Source organism: Pseudomonas sp. KBS0707 (assembly GCF_005937945.2).
Taxonomy (GTDB): Bacteria; Pseudomonadota; Gammaproteobacteria; order Pseudomonadales; family Pseudomonadaceae; genus Aquipseudomonas; species Aquipseudomonas amygdali.
This window is the reverse complement of the sequence record NZ_CP041754.1, coordinates 2720246-2735357: the sequence shown is the minus strand read 5'-3', so window position 1 is coordinate 2735357 and position 15112 is coordinate 2720246. Positions and strand designations below refer to the sequence as shown.

Sequence of the window (15112 nt, the reverse complement as noted above, 5' to 3'; positions counted from 1 at the left end):
TATGCCTGACTTGCTGGCGACACGGTCTTTTGCAACATCGGTGACGCCAGCGCCGGAGGATTCAGATCGGGTAGTGCCGCGGCCCGTTTTGCAAGGTCACCCAGCGCAACTGAGTAAAATGCTCGACAGAAGCCTTGCCACCGAAACTGCCATACCCGCTGGACTTGACCCCGCCAAAGGGCATTTGCGCCTCGTCGTGCACAGTCGGTCCGTTGATGTGGCAGATACCCGACTCGACCCGCTGCGCAAGCGCCAGAGCGCGGCTGGTGTCGCGACTGAAAATTGCCGCCGAGAGGCCGAATTCCGAATCATTGGCCAGCCGCAATAACGCCTCGTCACCTTCGCCACGGATCACCACAGCCACCGGCCCGAAGGACTCTTCGCGGTACAGGCGCATGGTGTCAGTCACGCCATCGAGCAACGTCGGTTGCAGAATGCTGCCCTGTAACTGCCCGCCAATCACCAGCGTTGCGCCCAGATCCACAGCGTCATCGATCAACGCCTTGATGCGCGTGCCAGCCCCGACGTCTACCAGCGACCCCAGCACCGATTCACTGTCATCCGGGTTGCCGGCACGCAACGTTTCGATCTTGGCGCTCAGTTTTGCAACAAAGGCATCCGCCACCTTCCGATCAATGATCAACCGTTCGGTGGACATGCAGATCTGGCCCTGATTGAAATAGGCACCAAATGCGGCCGCTTCCACCGCCGCGTCCAGATCAGCGTCGTCCAGCACCAGAAACGGTGCCTTGCCGCCCAGTTCAAGCAGTGCCGGTTTCAGATGGCGTGCCGAGAGCTCACCGACGATACGCCCCACATGGGTCGAAGCGGTGAAATTGACTCGACGCACGGCCGGGTTGGCGATCAGACGCTCGACAATCGCCGCAGCATCGGCAGGCGCATTGCTGATCACGTTGACGACACCGTCGCCCAGCCCGGCATCCTGCAATACCTGACCGATCAGCCGATGCACCGCAGGGCTGAGCTCCGATGCCTTGAGCACCACGGTATTACCGCAGGCAAGCGGCATGGCGATTGCGCGGGTAGCAAGAATCACCGGCGCATTCCACGGTGCGATACCAAGTACCACGCCGCAGGGTTGGCGCAGCGCCATGGCAAAGCAGCCGGGCACATTGGAGGGAATGACTTCACCGGTAATCTGCGTGGTCATCGACGCAGCTTCGCGCAGCATGCTGGCGGCCAGTTGTACGTTGAAGCCATACCAGTTGGCCATCGCCCCGGTTTCGCCAGCGGCAGCGATAAATTCGCCACTGCGCGCCTGCAACTGCTCGGCAGCCTTGAGCAGGCGCGCTCGGCGCTCGCCGGGTGCCAGCGCCGCCCAGGCAGGGAACGCAGCCTGAGCAGCCGCGACTGCTGCATCGGCATCTTCCAGGGTCGCTGCGGCCACACGCGAAACCACTTCGCCAGTCACCGGGTTACAGCGTTCAAATGTACGTCCATCACGGGCGGGGCACGACTGGCCGCCGATCAGCAGGGGCACGTCCAGCATGATCATTCCTCTTTGTTATTGTTGTTCAAGGGCTGCCTCGAACCTTGCAATGCAAGCCTCAAGTCAAAGCCTTACGCGTGCAGCTGCCATCTACCGCTTATAAGCTTCCAACCCTGGTTTGATGCTCTTGTCGTCGAGGAATTGCTTCATGCCTTGCTCGCGCCCGCCTTCCTTGTCCAGCAGTCGTGACTGATCGAGTTTGGCATACAGGTAGTCTTCGCTCTGCTCCCAGGTCAATTCGCGGCAGCGCTTGAAGCCGTGCTTGGCGGCGCGCAGTACCACCGGGTTCTTTTCCAGCAGGTTGAGGGCCAGGTCGATGGTCACCTGACGCAGTTGTGCCAGCGGCACGCTTTCATTGACGAGCCCCATTTCAGCGGCTTTCTTACCATCGAAGGTCTTGCCGGTCATGATGTAGTAAAGCGACTGGCGATGACCCACGGTATCGGCCATAGCCTTGCTCACCAGGTTGCCAGGCGGAATGCCCCAGTTGATTTCCGACAGCCCGAAGGTCGCTTCATCGGCGCAGATCGCCAGGTCACATGCCACCAGCGGGCTGAACCCCCCGCCGAAACACCAGCCGTTGACCATTGCAATGGTCGGTTTGGCGTACATGCGCAACATCTTCCATTGCCACTGGGAGGCCTCGCGACGGATTTTTTCCTGAAGAATCTCCGGTCCGGCGTCCACCTCACGAAAGTACTCCTTGAGGTCCATGCCGGCAGTCCAGGCCTCGCCCGCACCGGTCAACACCAGAACACCTGCGTCGGGATCCTGCTCGAGTGTTTCCAGCACATCGATCATTTCACGGTTCAGGGTCGGGCTCATGGCATTGCGCTTTTCAGGCCGATTGAGTATGACCCACGCGATGCCTTGCTCAATTTCGACCTTGACGGTTGCCCAGCGACCTTCGTACTTGCTCATGGCGATACTCTCTTGTTCTTGGCTTGACGATAGCTCAAAGCTAAACGGCAAATATAGTTATTTCAATTAACTGTTATCGTTATTAATCAAAAAGTCGGCACTCTGCCGGCACAGGCTGGTCACAGTGACGTATACCTCATAGCTATCGTTCGCTAACCTCGGCAAACTGATCGGCTGATTGACCCACCCATCAAAAGGACTGCACTTTCAATGGCCAAGCCATCCGACATTGCCGACATTTGCCAAGCCTCCGCACAGGTTGCCGAAGCAGCTTTGCCAACGGATTCTGCGCTGGATGATCTGATCGGTTATGCCATGCGCCGGGCACAGCTCAAGCTGTTCCAGAACCTGATCGGACGTCTTTCCGCCCACGACCTGCGCCCGGCGCAGTTTTCGGCGCTGGCGATCATCGAGCAAAACCCGGGCCTTATGCAGGCAGACCTGGCCAAGGCGCTGGCTATCGAACCGCCCCAGGTCGTACCGTTGCTGAACAAGCTCGAAGAACGTGCACTGGCCGTGCGGGTTCGCTGCAAGCCAGACAAACGCTCTTATGGCATCTTCCTCAGCAAGAGCGGCGAGACATTGCTGCGCGAACTGAAACAGATCGCCGCCGACAGTGACCTCGATTCCACTTCGGCGCTGGATAACCAGGAACGTCAGGACCTGCTCAGGCTGTTGAAAAAGGTCTACCAATCGTAAAATCCGTCATCAACGGCGATTTTTGCCGTCGATGACGGGCTGATTACCAGAGTGGCAAGCTGTACTGAACAATAAAGCGCGTCTGGTTTTCATCGCGAAAGGCGGCGCCTGCGGGGAAGTCGTTGCGATAGATCGACTTGCGCGCCAGCAGGCCGATATTCTTCAGCGGGCCGCTCTGAACGACGTAGCCCAGCTCCATCTGAAACTCACGCTCCTTGCGATCATCGGCATTGAAAGCGGCCAGTTCGATGTTGTCGCCGCGCACATAACGCAGGCGACTGCGTAACCCGACAAGCCCCACGGCAGTGAAGTCATAGTCGTAAATGGCTTGCCAGGTACGCTCCCTGGCATTGAGAAAGTCAGAACTCATGGTCATCTCGCTCAACCCCATCAGTTCGGTGCCCGATACATAGGGTGTAGCGGTATCGCCGCTCGAATGCATATAGCCAAGGCTGACGCTGTGCCCTCCCCACTTGTAACCCAACAGCGCCGACAGGTTCTGGTTATCCACGTCCCCGGCTTTCCCGCTGCCCGTGTCGCTACTGAAAAAGCTGCGCAGATCAGTGGTCAGCACGCCATCGCCGATTGCCAGTTTGTGTAGTAGCGCGAGCGTGTTCTGAGTATAAAGATCAGCCACTTCAGCGTGATACGCGCGTATGTTGATCTCCTTGTTGACCTGATAGTCGCCCCCGGCATAGGCCATGTGCGATGACGTTGCTGCACCATTGAAGCGCCGGTTCGGCGAAGCGATGGTCATTGCCTGATAGTTGCTGGAATCGCGCTTGTTGACCCGATCAATATGGCCGGCATTGAAGGTCAAGCCGTCGATGTCCTTTGAGGTCAGCGTCGTGCCCCGAAAGGTCTGCGGCAACAGGCGTGAGGGGCTGGCGAAAGCAAACGGCAGAAAAATCGACACGTCGCCAGTCTTGATTGTGGTTTCGCGGAATTTAAGCTTGCCGGTCAGCGCCAGTCGGGAATATTCGTCAGCAGCCCGTTCGTCACTGGCCATACCGGCAATAGCTCGGTACCGCTGCGGTCTGGCGAAGAATCAAGCTTTACACCTACCAGCGTTCGCGCATCAAGACCGAAGCCCACCGGTCCTTCTGTGAAGCCGGATTCGGCGTTGATAATGAACCCCTGCGCCCACTCCCGTGTGGCTGTTTTGGCACCATCGTCCTTGTAATCTAATAATTGCGCAGCGTCAAGGTGCCGTGGCTGTCCTCCAGAAGCCCCTGAGCCTGTGCGAGGTCAGGTATAGCGCTGACGCCCAGCAGGCCCAGCGCGAGACCGCAATTTTTTCCACGGAAAAAGAGAGTTGACACAGCTTTTGCTGCACCACGAGTGAGCGTTGGCATGTTGGATGTCCACTTATTGTTGTTGTTTTTGGATTCGGTCCGGCGCTGGCCGCAGGTCCGTGGAAGGAGAATTGGAGGATTTCGTATCGACGTCAATCCAGAGTGACCGATAATCGAACATTAATAATGTTAACTACTTGACTGCTGTTCTTTCAATTCGACCCTAACTCAATGTTTTAAAAAGAATAAATTCTGCTTTTATTGAATTTTGGGTCCAAATTCATTTTTTAGTTATTTTTGTTACCTTGATCAGCACCTGTCACAACGCCTCGTCGGCGCTCGGGAACAGGCTTTTCTCCACAACAAAAACAACAATGAGGCTTGCCATGAACAGTTCGTTGCGTCGTTCGACGCTGACCATCATCTTGTGTTTTATCGTCGCACTCATCGAAGGTTTCGACCTGCAGGCTGCCGGGACGGCGGCGGCGGGACTTCGTCAAAGCTTTGCCCTTGACCCGAAAATGATGGGCTGGGTATTCAGTGCAGGGATCATCGGGCTGCTGCCGGGCGCTTTTTTTGGCGGCTGGATTGCGGATCGCATCGGCCGCAAGAAGATTCTGGTAAACGCAGTACTGCTGTTCGGGGTCTTCTCGCTGAGCACTGCTTATGTCGAAAGCTTTTCTGCCCTGTTGCTGGTGCGCTTCATGACCGGCCTGGGGCTGGGGGCTGCGCTGCCCAACCTGATCGCCTTGTGCGCCGAAGCTGTCGGCGAACGCCATCGCGGGCTCGCCATCAGCGTCATGTATGCAGGCGTTCCGCTGGGCGGAGCCCTGGCTGCGGTGGTCGCGATGTTTACCAGCGAGCACTGGCAGACAACTTTCATCATCGGTGGTCTGGTGCCACTGCTGGTGGTCCCGTTGATGATCCTGTTACTGCCCGAATCCAGCGCCTTTAAACAGCAGACCACTGCCAGCGCTGTCCGGCATTCAAGTGCCAGCGCACTGTTCGGCGAAGGCAGAGCTCGCACGACACTGGCCTTGTGGGTCGGCTACTTTTTTACCCTGACCGTGATGTACATGCTGCTCAACTGGCTGCCGTCGCTGTTGATCGGCCAGGGTTTCAGCAAACCTCAGGCGGGCCTGGTGCAGATGCTGTTCAATATCGGCGGCGCGCTGGGCTCGCTACTGGGCGGGCTGTTGCTGGATCGCTGCAACGGCACCAAGGTCGTGCTGTTCGTCTACGCCGGTTTGCTGGCTGCGTTGGCGGGCGTGGGCGTGTCGGTCGGCATCGTGCCGATGACAATTGCCGGGTTTGCTGCCGGGGTATTTGTGATGGCCGCGCAACTGGTGCTGTATGCGCTGGCCCCTCCTTCGTACCCGACTTCGGTACGTGCCACCGGTGTCGGCGCTGCGGTAGCCATCGGCCGCCTCGGCTCTGTGGCCGGCCCTTTGGCTGCCGGGCATCTGCTCGGAGCCGGTGCGGGAACCGCTGGCGTACTGTTGGCCACCTCACCCGGCCTGGTGATTGCCGCACTGGCGGCAATCACGGTGCTGTCCAGGTCGGTCGCCCTCGAGAAGCGTGAACTCAAGGTTGCAGAGTCGAGGTGATCAGATCCATCGTCCTCACGTTCCGCGTGATGCATTACGTGACACTGTTCGTCACATCGCGGCTCTGCGACTTCAGGTGGATTGAGGTTCGACTCAGGTCACCTTTTCGCCCCTCGGCGACCTACTTTGATCGGGCCAAAGTAGGCAAAACCCTTCGCTCCTGTTTCCGGCCCGACTTCGTCGGGTTCCTTCGCCCTGACGCTGATCCGGGGGTCGCCGCAACGGGCCATCCATGGCCCGGTGCGGCTAGCCTGGCGTCCTGCCAGGCTACCCCCGGATCAGCGCCAGGGCTCAGCCGTCACTAAGGTCGCACTCTGCGTCGTCAGTGCCATCGCAATAAAAAAGCGCTTTGTGACAGCGGCTGACGGCAAATCATGCAGTTTCGCCGCATCTGAGACGAACTGCACGCTACGCATTGGCAGATAACCATACAAACCTTACAGCTTGTGCAGAAAATTCAGCACCAGCTTGTTGCCTTCGGTGCGGTTTTCCGCACCCTGCTCGAAGTAGCTGTTGACCGTCAGGACGTTCTCCTTGCTAAAGGCGTACAGGAAGCCGGGGCCGATGGCCCAGACTTTTTCCTTGCGGCCACTGACATCATGACCATCCACCTGGGTGTCCGTGAACTGCTTGAGCCAGTAGCCGTTGAGCCCCAGCGAAAGCTGTTCGGTCACTGCGTATTGCACGGTCAGGTTGGCATGCAGCGCCTGGCCCGCCTGAGTGTCGGAGACATTGCCGAACCCGGCTTGCGGGTCGTCATTCTTGCCGTTCCACAAGTACATGAAACGCCCGCTGGCCGACCATTTCGGGGAAAACCAGTAAGTCGCTGCGTAGTATGGGTTGAACGACCAGAAGTTGCTGCCGGGGTTGATCGAACGATTGCGATTGTAGGCACCCACCGGGATCGCAATATCCGCCTCGATACGCTGGGTCAACAGTGGGCTACCGTCAGCACGAGTTATCGTCGGTAACTGCAGAAACGGGCCGATGATCACATCGCCAAACCCTGCACGCGAACTCAGCACGGTGTTATCCAGACCATCGTCCACGTCGGCATGCGCCAGCGACGTGTTGATTGCGGTAATACCCGGCATCGCGCCATTGGCCAAAGGCTGGCCGACGTAAATGAGCTGCGTGGTCACGGCCAGTACATCCACATCCTGTTTGGGAAGTTGCAGTTTGTCGCCATTCACGTCATTGAAGCGATCGGCCCTGGCGTAGTTCAGGTACTCCTCCAGGTACCAGCCTGGCCCTGCCGGGGCTGGCGATCCGTCGTAGAAGCTGGTGTTGCCCAGATTAAGGCCGGGCAAGTCATAGGCATAGGTGGTCGATGAAAGGCCGATGATTGATACGGTCGCAACGGTACGCAAGATAGACTTGGGCATCTTGTGATTCCTGTACTTATTGTTGTTGTTTTCAATATCCCCGACGTCACGAGCGTGCCATCGGGGTTGCACCGCTTGCAGCCATTACACGTAAGAAGCTGCCAGCCCTCCGTCTACCGGCAAGTTGACACCGTTGATCCAGCGCGATGCGTCGGAACACAGAAACGCAATCACCTCGGCCACCTCATCAGCCAGCGCAGGACGCTTCATGTGCAAGCCGTCACGGGTGACCCGCTCCTGGCCGACCATGCTGACAAAATCCCCCAGAATAGGTGTGAACACCGGGCCCGGCGCGACGCAGTTGACACGCACCGACTGCTTGCGAAACCACTCTTGCGACTGCTGAAAGCTCCAGACAATCAGCGCCTCCTTGAAGTACTGGTAGCAGGTCTCCTGAGCGACCGGATTGGCTGCCAGCCACGCCTGCCCTTCGCTGTAGCTTTCAGTGGCGGCCAGCGCCTTGTGCAACTCCAGCCGTTTAACCCATTGGTCACCGAGTATCGACGATACGTTGACGATACTGCCGCCTGGTGCCATGCGCGGCAGCAAACACTGGGTCAGATGGCGCAGCCCCAGGTAATTGACTCGGGCTACCGCCTGAACCGGCGCAGTGCCAGGCACGCCGGCGATGTTGCACAGGGCGTCGATCTGTCTGGGCAAGCGCTCGACCAGCGCATTGATACTGTCAGGATCAGCCAGGTCCGCCTGGAAGAATCCGTCCACGGTCAGTTGCGGTTCATGACGATCGATGCCAATCACTCTGGCACCTTGAAAGCGCGCCACCCTCGCCAGCTCAGCGCCAATTCCGGAGGACACACCCGTAATGATCAGTGTTTTATTATTCAGGTTCATAGTCACGCGCTCTTATTGTTGTTGGATCACGTTTTGTCGTTGCATCACATCACTATTTGCAATAAAGCATGGAAGTCCAGGCACACTCAGAATGGGTAGGTCGGAGCCTGATTCTTCACGGTCACCCACTGCCACTGGCTGTACTCCTCCCAGTCTGAGGGGCTGCCTGCGCTGCAGCCGTTGCCCGACGCTCCGCGCCCGCCGAACGAGTTGATGCACTCATCGGCCACGGTCTGGTCATTGATGTGCAGCATGCCGCACCGCAGTCGATCGCCAATCGCCGTCGCGCGGCCCACATTCGGGGAAATAACGGCAGCGGCCAGGCCATATTCAGAGCGATTGGCCAGTTCAATGGCTTCCTCATCGGTGGAAAAACTGACCACTATGGCCACCGGGCCAAAAATCTCCTCCTCGAATGCACGCATACCGGGCTTCACGCCGCTGAGCACTGTAGGGCGATAGAACAGGCCCCCGTATTCACCACCGGTTTCCAGCTGCGCACCAGCTTGCAGGCTGTCGCTGACCACCTGATGTACGTGCTGCAACTGGCGTTTGTTGATCAGCGGCCCCAACGCAGCTTCACCGCGTGCCGCGTTACCGACCGTCAACGCCCGTGCCTTGTCTGCCAGCTTGCGGGTAAGATCGACGACGATCGATTCGTGAACCAGAATCAGGCCGGTGGCCATGCAGATCTGCCCCTGATGGAGCCAGGCTCCAAACGCTGCATTGCTGGCAGCCAGATCAAGGTCGGCGTCTTCGAGAATGACCAGCGGGTTCTTGCCTCCCAATTCCAGCGACACCTTCTTCAGATTGCGCCCGGCAGCCTCGGCAACCTTGCGTCCGGCCGCAGTTGAACCGGTAAACGTGATCATCTGTACATTGGTGTCGCGGCACAGCGCTTCGCCCGCATCCGCCGCCCCCGGCAACACATGCAACAGCCCTTTGGGCAGCCCGGCTTCCTCGAACAGCCTGGCAATCAGAAAACCGCCACTGATCGGCGTCTGCGGGTCAGGCTTGAGCACCACGGCATTGCCAGCGGCAAGCGCAGGAGCAACCGAGCGCATGGACAGCACCAACGGAAAGTTGAACGGCGAAATCACCCCCACCACACCGTGTGCGACGCGCCGTGCGTAAGACAGGCGACCGGCAGCGCTGGGCAGCATCAGACCGTGACCATGAGCCTGCGAAAGCATACCCGCGGCCTGGCGCAGCAACACAATGGCCTCATTCACTTCGTGCTGGCCCTTGTGCAGACTGCCGCCGCTCTCACGAGCCACGTACAAAGCCAGTTCATCGAACGCACAGACCGCGTGATCGGCGGCCAGCAAAAATATTTCAGCCTTTTCACGAGGCCCCAGCGCCGCCCAGGCAGGCTGGGCAAGCGCAGCTTCCCGGCAGGCAACGGCGATATCCGCCGCGTCAGCCATGGCAGTGTTCATCAACAGCTCGCCGGTCGCAGGCTCGATGACGGGCAATAACGGGGATGAGGAAGGAATCCAGTCGCCATTGAATACACATTCGGCTTCAATCGCGCGGTGCAACAGGGGGGTGCCATCAGATGCTGACATATTCAGACTCCGGCTTTTATGGTTGTAATCGCCTGCTCCACTCCAATGGACAGCACGCGCCGTAAACAGGCCTGAGCAAAGCCTGTGCCGGGATTGCAATCAGGTTGTCATATAGCCGCTCAACCTCTCTGGAACAAGACTTTTCGGCAACCACATTAACGGAGCAAACATCAAGGACCGGAAATACTGCGCGGCCGAGCTTGTTCATTTGATAAAGTTATGTTTATTAACCGAGTCATGAATTGATCATTTAGACCAATGCCGGGCCGAGGTACAAGAATGAGAATTCCTCACTGCGAGCTTCCCGACCACAGCATCTCCACTGAGCACTTCCTGCCTCGGGGCGACAGCAGTCAGCCAGACGCCAGTGGCTCGCCGACCGCCGAGGAATTGACCGGTTGCCTGTTCTTCTCGCCTGACGATGGGCGCATCTGGCTCAACGATCAGCGCATGTTGCTGCTGCACACCTCATCATTCGGCACCTTGCGCCGCGAGATCATCGAGCGTCTGGGGCAGGAGCAGGCGCGCGGAATGTTCACCCGCGCCGGTTATCTGTCTGGCGCGCGCGACGCCCGGCTGATTCGCGAACGCTGGCCACTGGCTGATGCAACATCGGCGTTTCGTGCCGGTACGCACTTGCACACGCTGGAAGGCATGACCAAGGTCGAGCCGTTGCACTTCAAGTTCGACGCCGAGTCCGGGTTCTACGAAGGGGAGTTTCTCTGGCACCACTCCTGCGAAGCCGACGAGCATGTTGCGGCATATGGCATCGGGCAGGATTCGGTGTGCTGGACCGAAATTGGCTACGCCACCGGTTTTGTCAGCGGCCTGTTCGGGCAGATGGTGGTCTTCCGCGAAGTGGAGTGCCGCGGCATGGGCCACGCGAACTGCCGGGTCGTTGGCAAGACCGCGGAACAATGGGGCGACGTCGAACGCGACCTGGGCTACCTGAGCGTGGTCAAACCAACTGCCCCTGAACAAACTCCTCCACTAGCAAAAGCAAACCATGACGCAAGCCCGCCCACCGGTACCGAGCAGCCGCTGATTGGTGCCAGCGCCGCATTCAACGCCGCCACCCAGGCACTGCAGCGTGTGGCAATGACCCCGGCAACGGTATTGATCAGCGGTGAATCCGGCGTCGGCAAGGAAATGTTCGCTCGCCAGTTGCACCAGCTCAGCCGCAACCGCGAAGGCCCGTTCGTGGCGCTCAACTGCGCAGCCATTCCCGATAACCTGATCGAAGCCGAGCTGTTCGGCGTCGAGCGTGGGGCATACACCGGGGCGACGCACTCAAGGCCCGGGCGTTTCGAGCGCGCCAATGGCGGCACGCTGTTTCTGGATGAAATTACCTCCCTGAGCCTGGCCGGGCAAAGCAAACTGCTGCGTGCCCTGCAGGAGCGGGAGATCGAACGCGTCGGGGGCGGCCACGGTATCAAGGTCAATGTTCGGGTGGTGGCGGCGACCAACGTCGACTTGCGCAAGGCGGTGGCCGATGGCGAGTTCCGCGATGACCTGTTCTACCGGCTGAATGTTTACCCGATCACCCTGCCCCCATTACGCGAACGCCGCGATGACATTCCGTTGCTGATCAACGCCTTTCTCAAAAGATTCTGTCAGGAGTACGGCAGGACGCCGGCCGGCTTGACCATGCGAGCATTGAAGACGTTGCTGCGTTATGACTTCGCCGGGAATGTGCGCGAGCTGCAGAACCTGATCGAGCGAGGGCTGATTGCCAGCGACGAGGGCCAGGCGATTGATCTGGTGCATATCTTCCGCAACGAGTCGTTACCGGAGGACTCCTACTCGTTGAACCCCGAGGGCACTTTGCGGCAGACCTCTGTTTCAGAAACCCGGCAGTCCTCGACTGCCAGACTGCTGGACACTTTGGGGCAGTCAGGCCAGGCATTCTCCATCGACGACCTCGAACAGCGCCTGATCCACGAAGCGCTGGACGGGAGCGAAGGCAACCTGGCGGCCGCCTCGCGTTTACTGGGCCTGAGTCGCGCCCAGTTTGCCTATCGTCTGAAGAAACAGCAGCCAGGGGGCGCCTAGATCGGCAAGGTGCTCACCACACGCAGGGCAAGCCCTTCGTAGGCATCCAGCGTGATGGTGAACTCGCCCTGATCGGTCAGATCGCCCTCGACCCGCTCGTTGATGATATCGACCACCGGACCCGGCGCGATGCCAGGCAGGTGCAGCGTTTCGACAATAGTCTCTGAGCTGAAGTTGAGCGCGGTGATCTGCGTGCCCTTGCCTGCAGGCAACTCGTGCACCATGACCAACAGCCCTGGATGCTCGACGTCGGGAATCAGAATCTGACGGCTTGCTGCAATGTCGTAGGCGCGGCGCACAGCAAGAATTTTCTTGAGCTGCGAGGCAAACGAATCAGGTCGCTGGAGCTGACTGACCAGGCTGCCATACAGCGTCTTCGGACGCGGCATGTCACCAGCAGAAAATTCAGCTTCCGGGTCCAGATCCACCAGATCGTAGGCACCCCGATGAATCCAGCGAGTATCACCGTCCTGCATCAGGTGGTCGACCTGCTCGGCCGGCAGCGTCAAGGCGCCGACCAGGTCCCAGCCCGACAAGGCAAACACGCCCGGCTGCATGGCGTTGTACATCACCAGCAGCAGGTGGATGTGCTGGATCTGCTGAATGTCTGCATCGCTGATCGTGCTCAGGTCGCGAATGCCCAGCGCGGCGGTGATGATGCTGGCCGTTGTGCAAGAGACACCATTGGTGACGAACTTGAGGTTGTACGGCGCGTGTTCACCAGACAACTTCTCGTACATCTCTTCACGGATGTGCTCGCGCAGGATATTGCCCGGGAACGTCTGCCCCTGGTAATGGAAGGTGTCGTGGGCGTGCAGCGTCCAGAAATGCACCAGCTCCAGAGTCAGCTCATCGTGGTTCTGCAAGGCATGGATCAGCGATGCCGGATCGATGCCGTACGCATGCACCTGACGCAGCATCAAGCGCAGGAACTCGGTGGTGCCGGTCAACAGTGCATGCTGATAGGCCGGTCGCGTGATGAAGTCGTAGGACAGGTCAGCGCCGCCCTGCCCCATGGACGCGATGTCATCGATGGTCAGGTTGAGTTCCTGGAAGCTGAAACCGCCTGCCTTGCGGATCGCACCGGCCAGTAGCTGGTTACCGGTGATCGACAGCGGGTGGCTTTCCGACCAGGCAGTGCCTTCGGCGCGACGCTCGACACCAAGGAAGCCGTTGGCGTCCAGACGCAGTACTCGCGCGCCCATCACATCAATGGCATGCAGCGCGTCACCGATGATCATCTGCTGCGCGGCAAAACTTGGGTCCAGCCAGTTCAATGAAGGCTGACCGTCCTTGAAATAATGCAGATAGACCCAGCGGCGAGCCTTGCCATCGACGCCATGCACCACGTCGGTGGCGCTCCAGTCGGTTTCCTTGACGCCAGGCTCGAAGAAAATCACCCGTTGCAACTGACCGACGATGTAATGCTTGTCGCGTAACTGATCGACCACATCGGGTATCAGGTTGACTGCGTCGCGACCGGTCGGCACTTCAGGTAACAGCGGCCAGTCTTCCTCACGGATCTCGACCATGTGGAACAGGCCTGGGTAATCCTCGTACGCCAGCTCGGCAAGACGGAAGTCTGCGCCCTTGCCGGTGTGCGACGGGATGATGTCATCGATGATCACCGCGTTGTGCGCTGCAGCGATGCGCGACAGGCTCAACAGTTGTGCTTCGGTGCCCAGATCAGGGTCGATGCCGAAACTGATGCGGTCGAAGTTGCCATCGATACTCGGAGTCCGCTCGCGGCCTTTCAGCCCGCCGGACAGCTTCAGCGGGCCGTTGTGAATGCCCTGAATGCCGATCTCCGACAGCGCGTGCCACAGGGTTTCATCACCCAGCGCTTCCAGCACCGAGCCACCTTCGCGAGTGACGATAGAAGCCGGATAGGCGGTGAACCAGACTGACGCAATGGCGGATGCATCTCTGGGACGTGCAAGGGCGAAAGGACGCTGCCAGAGCCTGCCCTGCCCCGAATAGGTCTTGGCGCGCTGTCTTGCGGCATTAAGCATCGATTGCTCGACCAGCCAGTCCACGTACTGCTTGTCCGGTATCGTCATAGCGTCCAGTCTTCCTCTCGAATCGGCGACCTGAGACGCTCCGCAGGCGGAGCGCCCTGAATGTATTGCTTACGGATATGAGCCCACAGGGCCCGATTCGTTGCATTCATGTCGCGGTCTGACGCTCGCCGACCGTGCTATGACGAAGTTTTGCGGCATCAATAAGGTTGAGGGATGGCAACAGGAGGCTTTTTCAGTGCCTGAATCACCGCATTGGCGGCATTGGAAAGCAGCGAGGCCGGCCGCGCCACCACACTGATGTGCCGCATCACGGTCAGCGGCAGCGGGATCGACTCCAGCTCACGGAAGCGCCCGTTCAGCAACGCCCTGGGCAGAATCGAAATGCAATGGCGCTTGGCGACCAGATCCAGAAGCGTGTCCAGACAGGTCAGTTCGCCGCGTTGACTGAGCCGCACCTGCGCCGATGCCAGTTGCTGGTGCAAACGCTCGACCCCAGGATGCCGCCAGGCCACGTAACGTGACGCCTGCGAAAGCTCGGCGAAGCTTTGCGGCGTTGCCTGTTTGCTGCGCGCCGCCACCAGCACGTAATGGTCCGACCAGCAATGATGCTCGAGATAATGCTCATTCAGGACAGTACCGGGCAGGATGAGGATGTCGGCTACTTCCTTTATCAACGCGTCCAGCGAGGGGTGTTGTTCGGAGCGGTGCAGCACGTTCAAGTGAATATCAGGGTAGTGATGGGCGAGAAAGTCCAGCGAGGCGCTCAGGCTGGTCTCAAGGATATGCGAGTGGTAATGAATGGTTACGCTGCCGCTGACCCCATTTTTTTTAGTTGTTCGAGTTTGGCCATGATGTTTCCGAGGGTCTGGTTGATGACCTTGCCTTCAGGGGTGAGGGTGCAGCCCGTACGGCTGCGAATGAACAGGCGTTTTTCAAAGAAGTCTTCGACTTCCTTGATGGCATAGCTGATGTTCGACTGGCTGCAGCCCAGAATGGCTGCGGCCTCCGAGAACGAACCGTGCTGGGCAACGGTTTGAACGACTTTGAAGAAATGGGTTTTCATGTGTCCTGCACTCTGGTTTTGCAAAGGTGGATGCGGCCCTGCCGCTAAGCCGAAGGCTCGGGAATACAGGAAACCCCCGCTGAAACACCGAACTGGCCGGGTTATCGGCCGTTCGAATAAATGTCTCGAGCGGGGGTAA

11 protein-coding genes and 1 pseudogene are annotated in these 15112 nt (G+C 59.0%); 3 read left to right on the top strand and 9 right to left on the bottom strand.

The genetic code is table 11. The features are described from left to right. Positions 1-61: 61 nt before the first annotated feature. Entirely contained in the window at positions 62-1510 is a 1449-nt protein-coding gene (locus tag FFH21_RS12950; protein ID WP_011168578.1) for an aldehyde dehydrogenase, read from the bottom strand. A gap of 90 nt (positions 1511-1600) precedes the next feature. After that, positions 1601-2431, bottom strand: coding sequence for a p-hydroxycinnamoyl CoA hydratase/lyase (locus FFH21_RS12945; protein WP_004662588.1), 831 nt, complete (start codon positions 2429-2431; stop codon positions 1601-1603). 210 nt (positions 2432-2641) lie between these two features. Between FFH21_RS12945 and FFH21_RS12940 the strand changes: the two genes are divergently transcribed. Continuing rightward, positions 2642-3130: a MarR family winged helix-turn-helix transcriptional regulator gene (locus tag FFH21_RS12940; protein ID WP_004665318.1), complete on the top strand. Its 489-nt coding sequence runs from the start codon at positions 2642-2644 to the stop codon at positions 3128-3130. A 43-nt stretch (positions 3131-3173) separates the two neighbouring features. Here FFH21_RS12940 and FFH21_RS12935 read toward each other — a convergent pair. Next, positions 3174-4485, bottom strand: a pseudogene (locus FFH21_RS12935) (OprD family porin). 326 nt (positions 4486-4811) lie between these two features. On the opposite strand from FFH21_RS12935, the gene mhpT reads away from it, so the two are divergent. Then, the gene (mhpT, locus tag FFH21_RS12930; protein ID WP_011168577.1) at positions 4812-6032 is read left to right on the top strand and encodes a 3-(3-hydroxy-phenyl)propionate transporter MhpT; all 1221 of its coding nucleotides are present in this window, start codon (positions 4812-4814) and stop codon (positions 6030-6032) included. 437 nt (positions 6033-6469) lie between these two features. Here mhpT and FFH21_RS12920 read toward each other — a convergent pair whose 3' ends face one another. From FFH21_RS12920 to FFH21_RS12910, 3 genes are all read right to left on the bottom strand, one after another. After that, complete coding sequence (locus FFH21_RS12920; protein WP_004667647.1) at positions 6470-7417, bottom strand: transporter; 948 nt, start codon at positions 7415-7417, stop codon at positions 6470-6472. An 84-nt stretch (positions 7418-7501) separates the two neighbouring features. After that, complete coding sequence (locus tag FFH21_RS12915; RefSeq protein WP_004662575.1) at positions 7502-8269, bottom strand: coniferyl-alcohol dehydrogenase; 768 nt, start codon at positions 8267-8269, stop codon at positions 7502-7504. Between the two features lie 86 nt (positions 8270-8355). Then, positions 8356-9837, bottom strand: a complete 1482-nt coding sequence (locus tag FFH21_RS12910) for a benzaldehyde dehydrogenase (RefSeq protein WP_011168576.1) — start codon at positions 9835-9837, stop codon at positions 8356-8358. 279 nt (positions 9838-10116) lie between these two features. On the opposite strand from FFH21_RS12910, the gene FFH21_RS12905 reads away from it, so the two are divergent. Beyond that, the gene (locus tag FFH21_RS12905; protein ID WP_041924542.1) at positions 10117-11889 is read left to right on the top strand and encodes a sigma-54-dependent Fis family transcriptional regulator; all 1773 of its coding nucleotides are present in this window, start codon (positions 10117-10119) and stop codon (positions 11887-11889) included. Here the strand turns inward: FFH21_RS12905 and treS are convergent. The 3 genes from treS to FFH21_RS12890 form a co-directional block, all read right to left on the bottom strand. Further along, positions 11886-13949: a maltose alpha-D-glucosyltransferase gene (gene treS, locus FFH21_RS12900; RefSeq protein ID WP_011168574.1), complete on the bottom strand. Its 2064-nt coding sequence runs from the start codon at positions 13947-13949 to the stop codon at positions 11886-11888. The two genes, FFH21_RS12905 and treS, sit on opposite strands and share 4 nt — an antisense overlap. A 158-nt stretch (positions 13950-14107) precedes the next feature. Continuing rightward, positions 14108-14677: a LysR substrate-binding domain-containing protein gene (locus tag FFH21_RS12895; protein WP_230383670.1), complete on the bottom strand. Its 570-nt coding sequence runs from the start codon at positions 14675-14677 to the stop codon at positions 14108-14110. Positions 14678-14712: 35 nt separating this feature from the next. Next, positions 14713-14973 carry a LysR family transcriptional regulator gene (locus FFH21_RS12890; RefSeq protein WP_041924541.1) on the bottom strand — a complete coding sequence of 87 codons (261 nt, stop codon included), beginning with the start codon at positions 14971-14973 and terminating at the stop codon, positions 14713-14715. Positions 14974-15112: the final 139 nt, after the last annotated feature.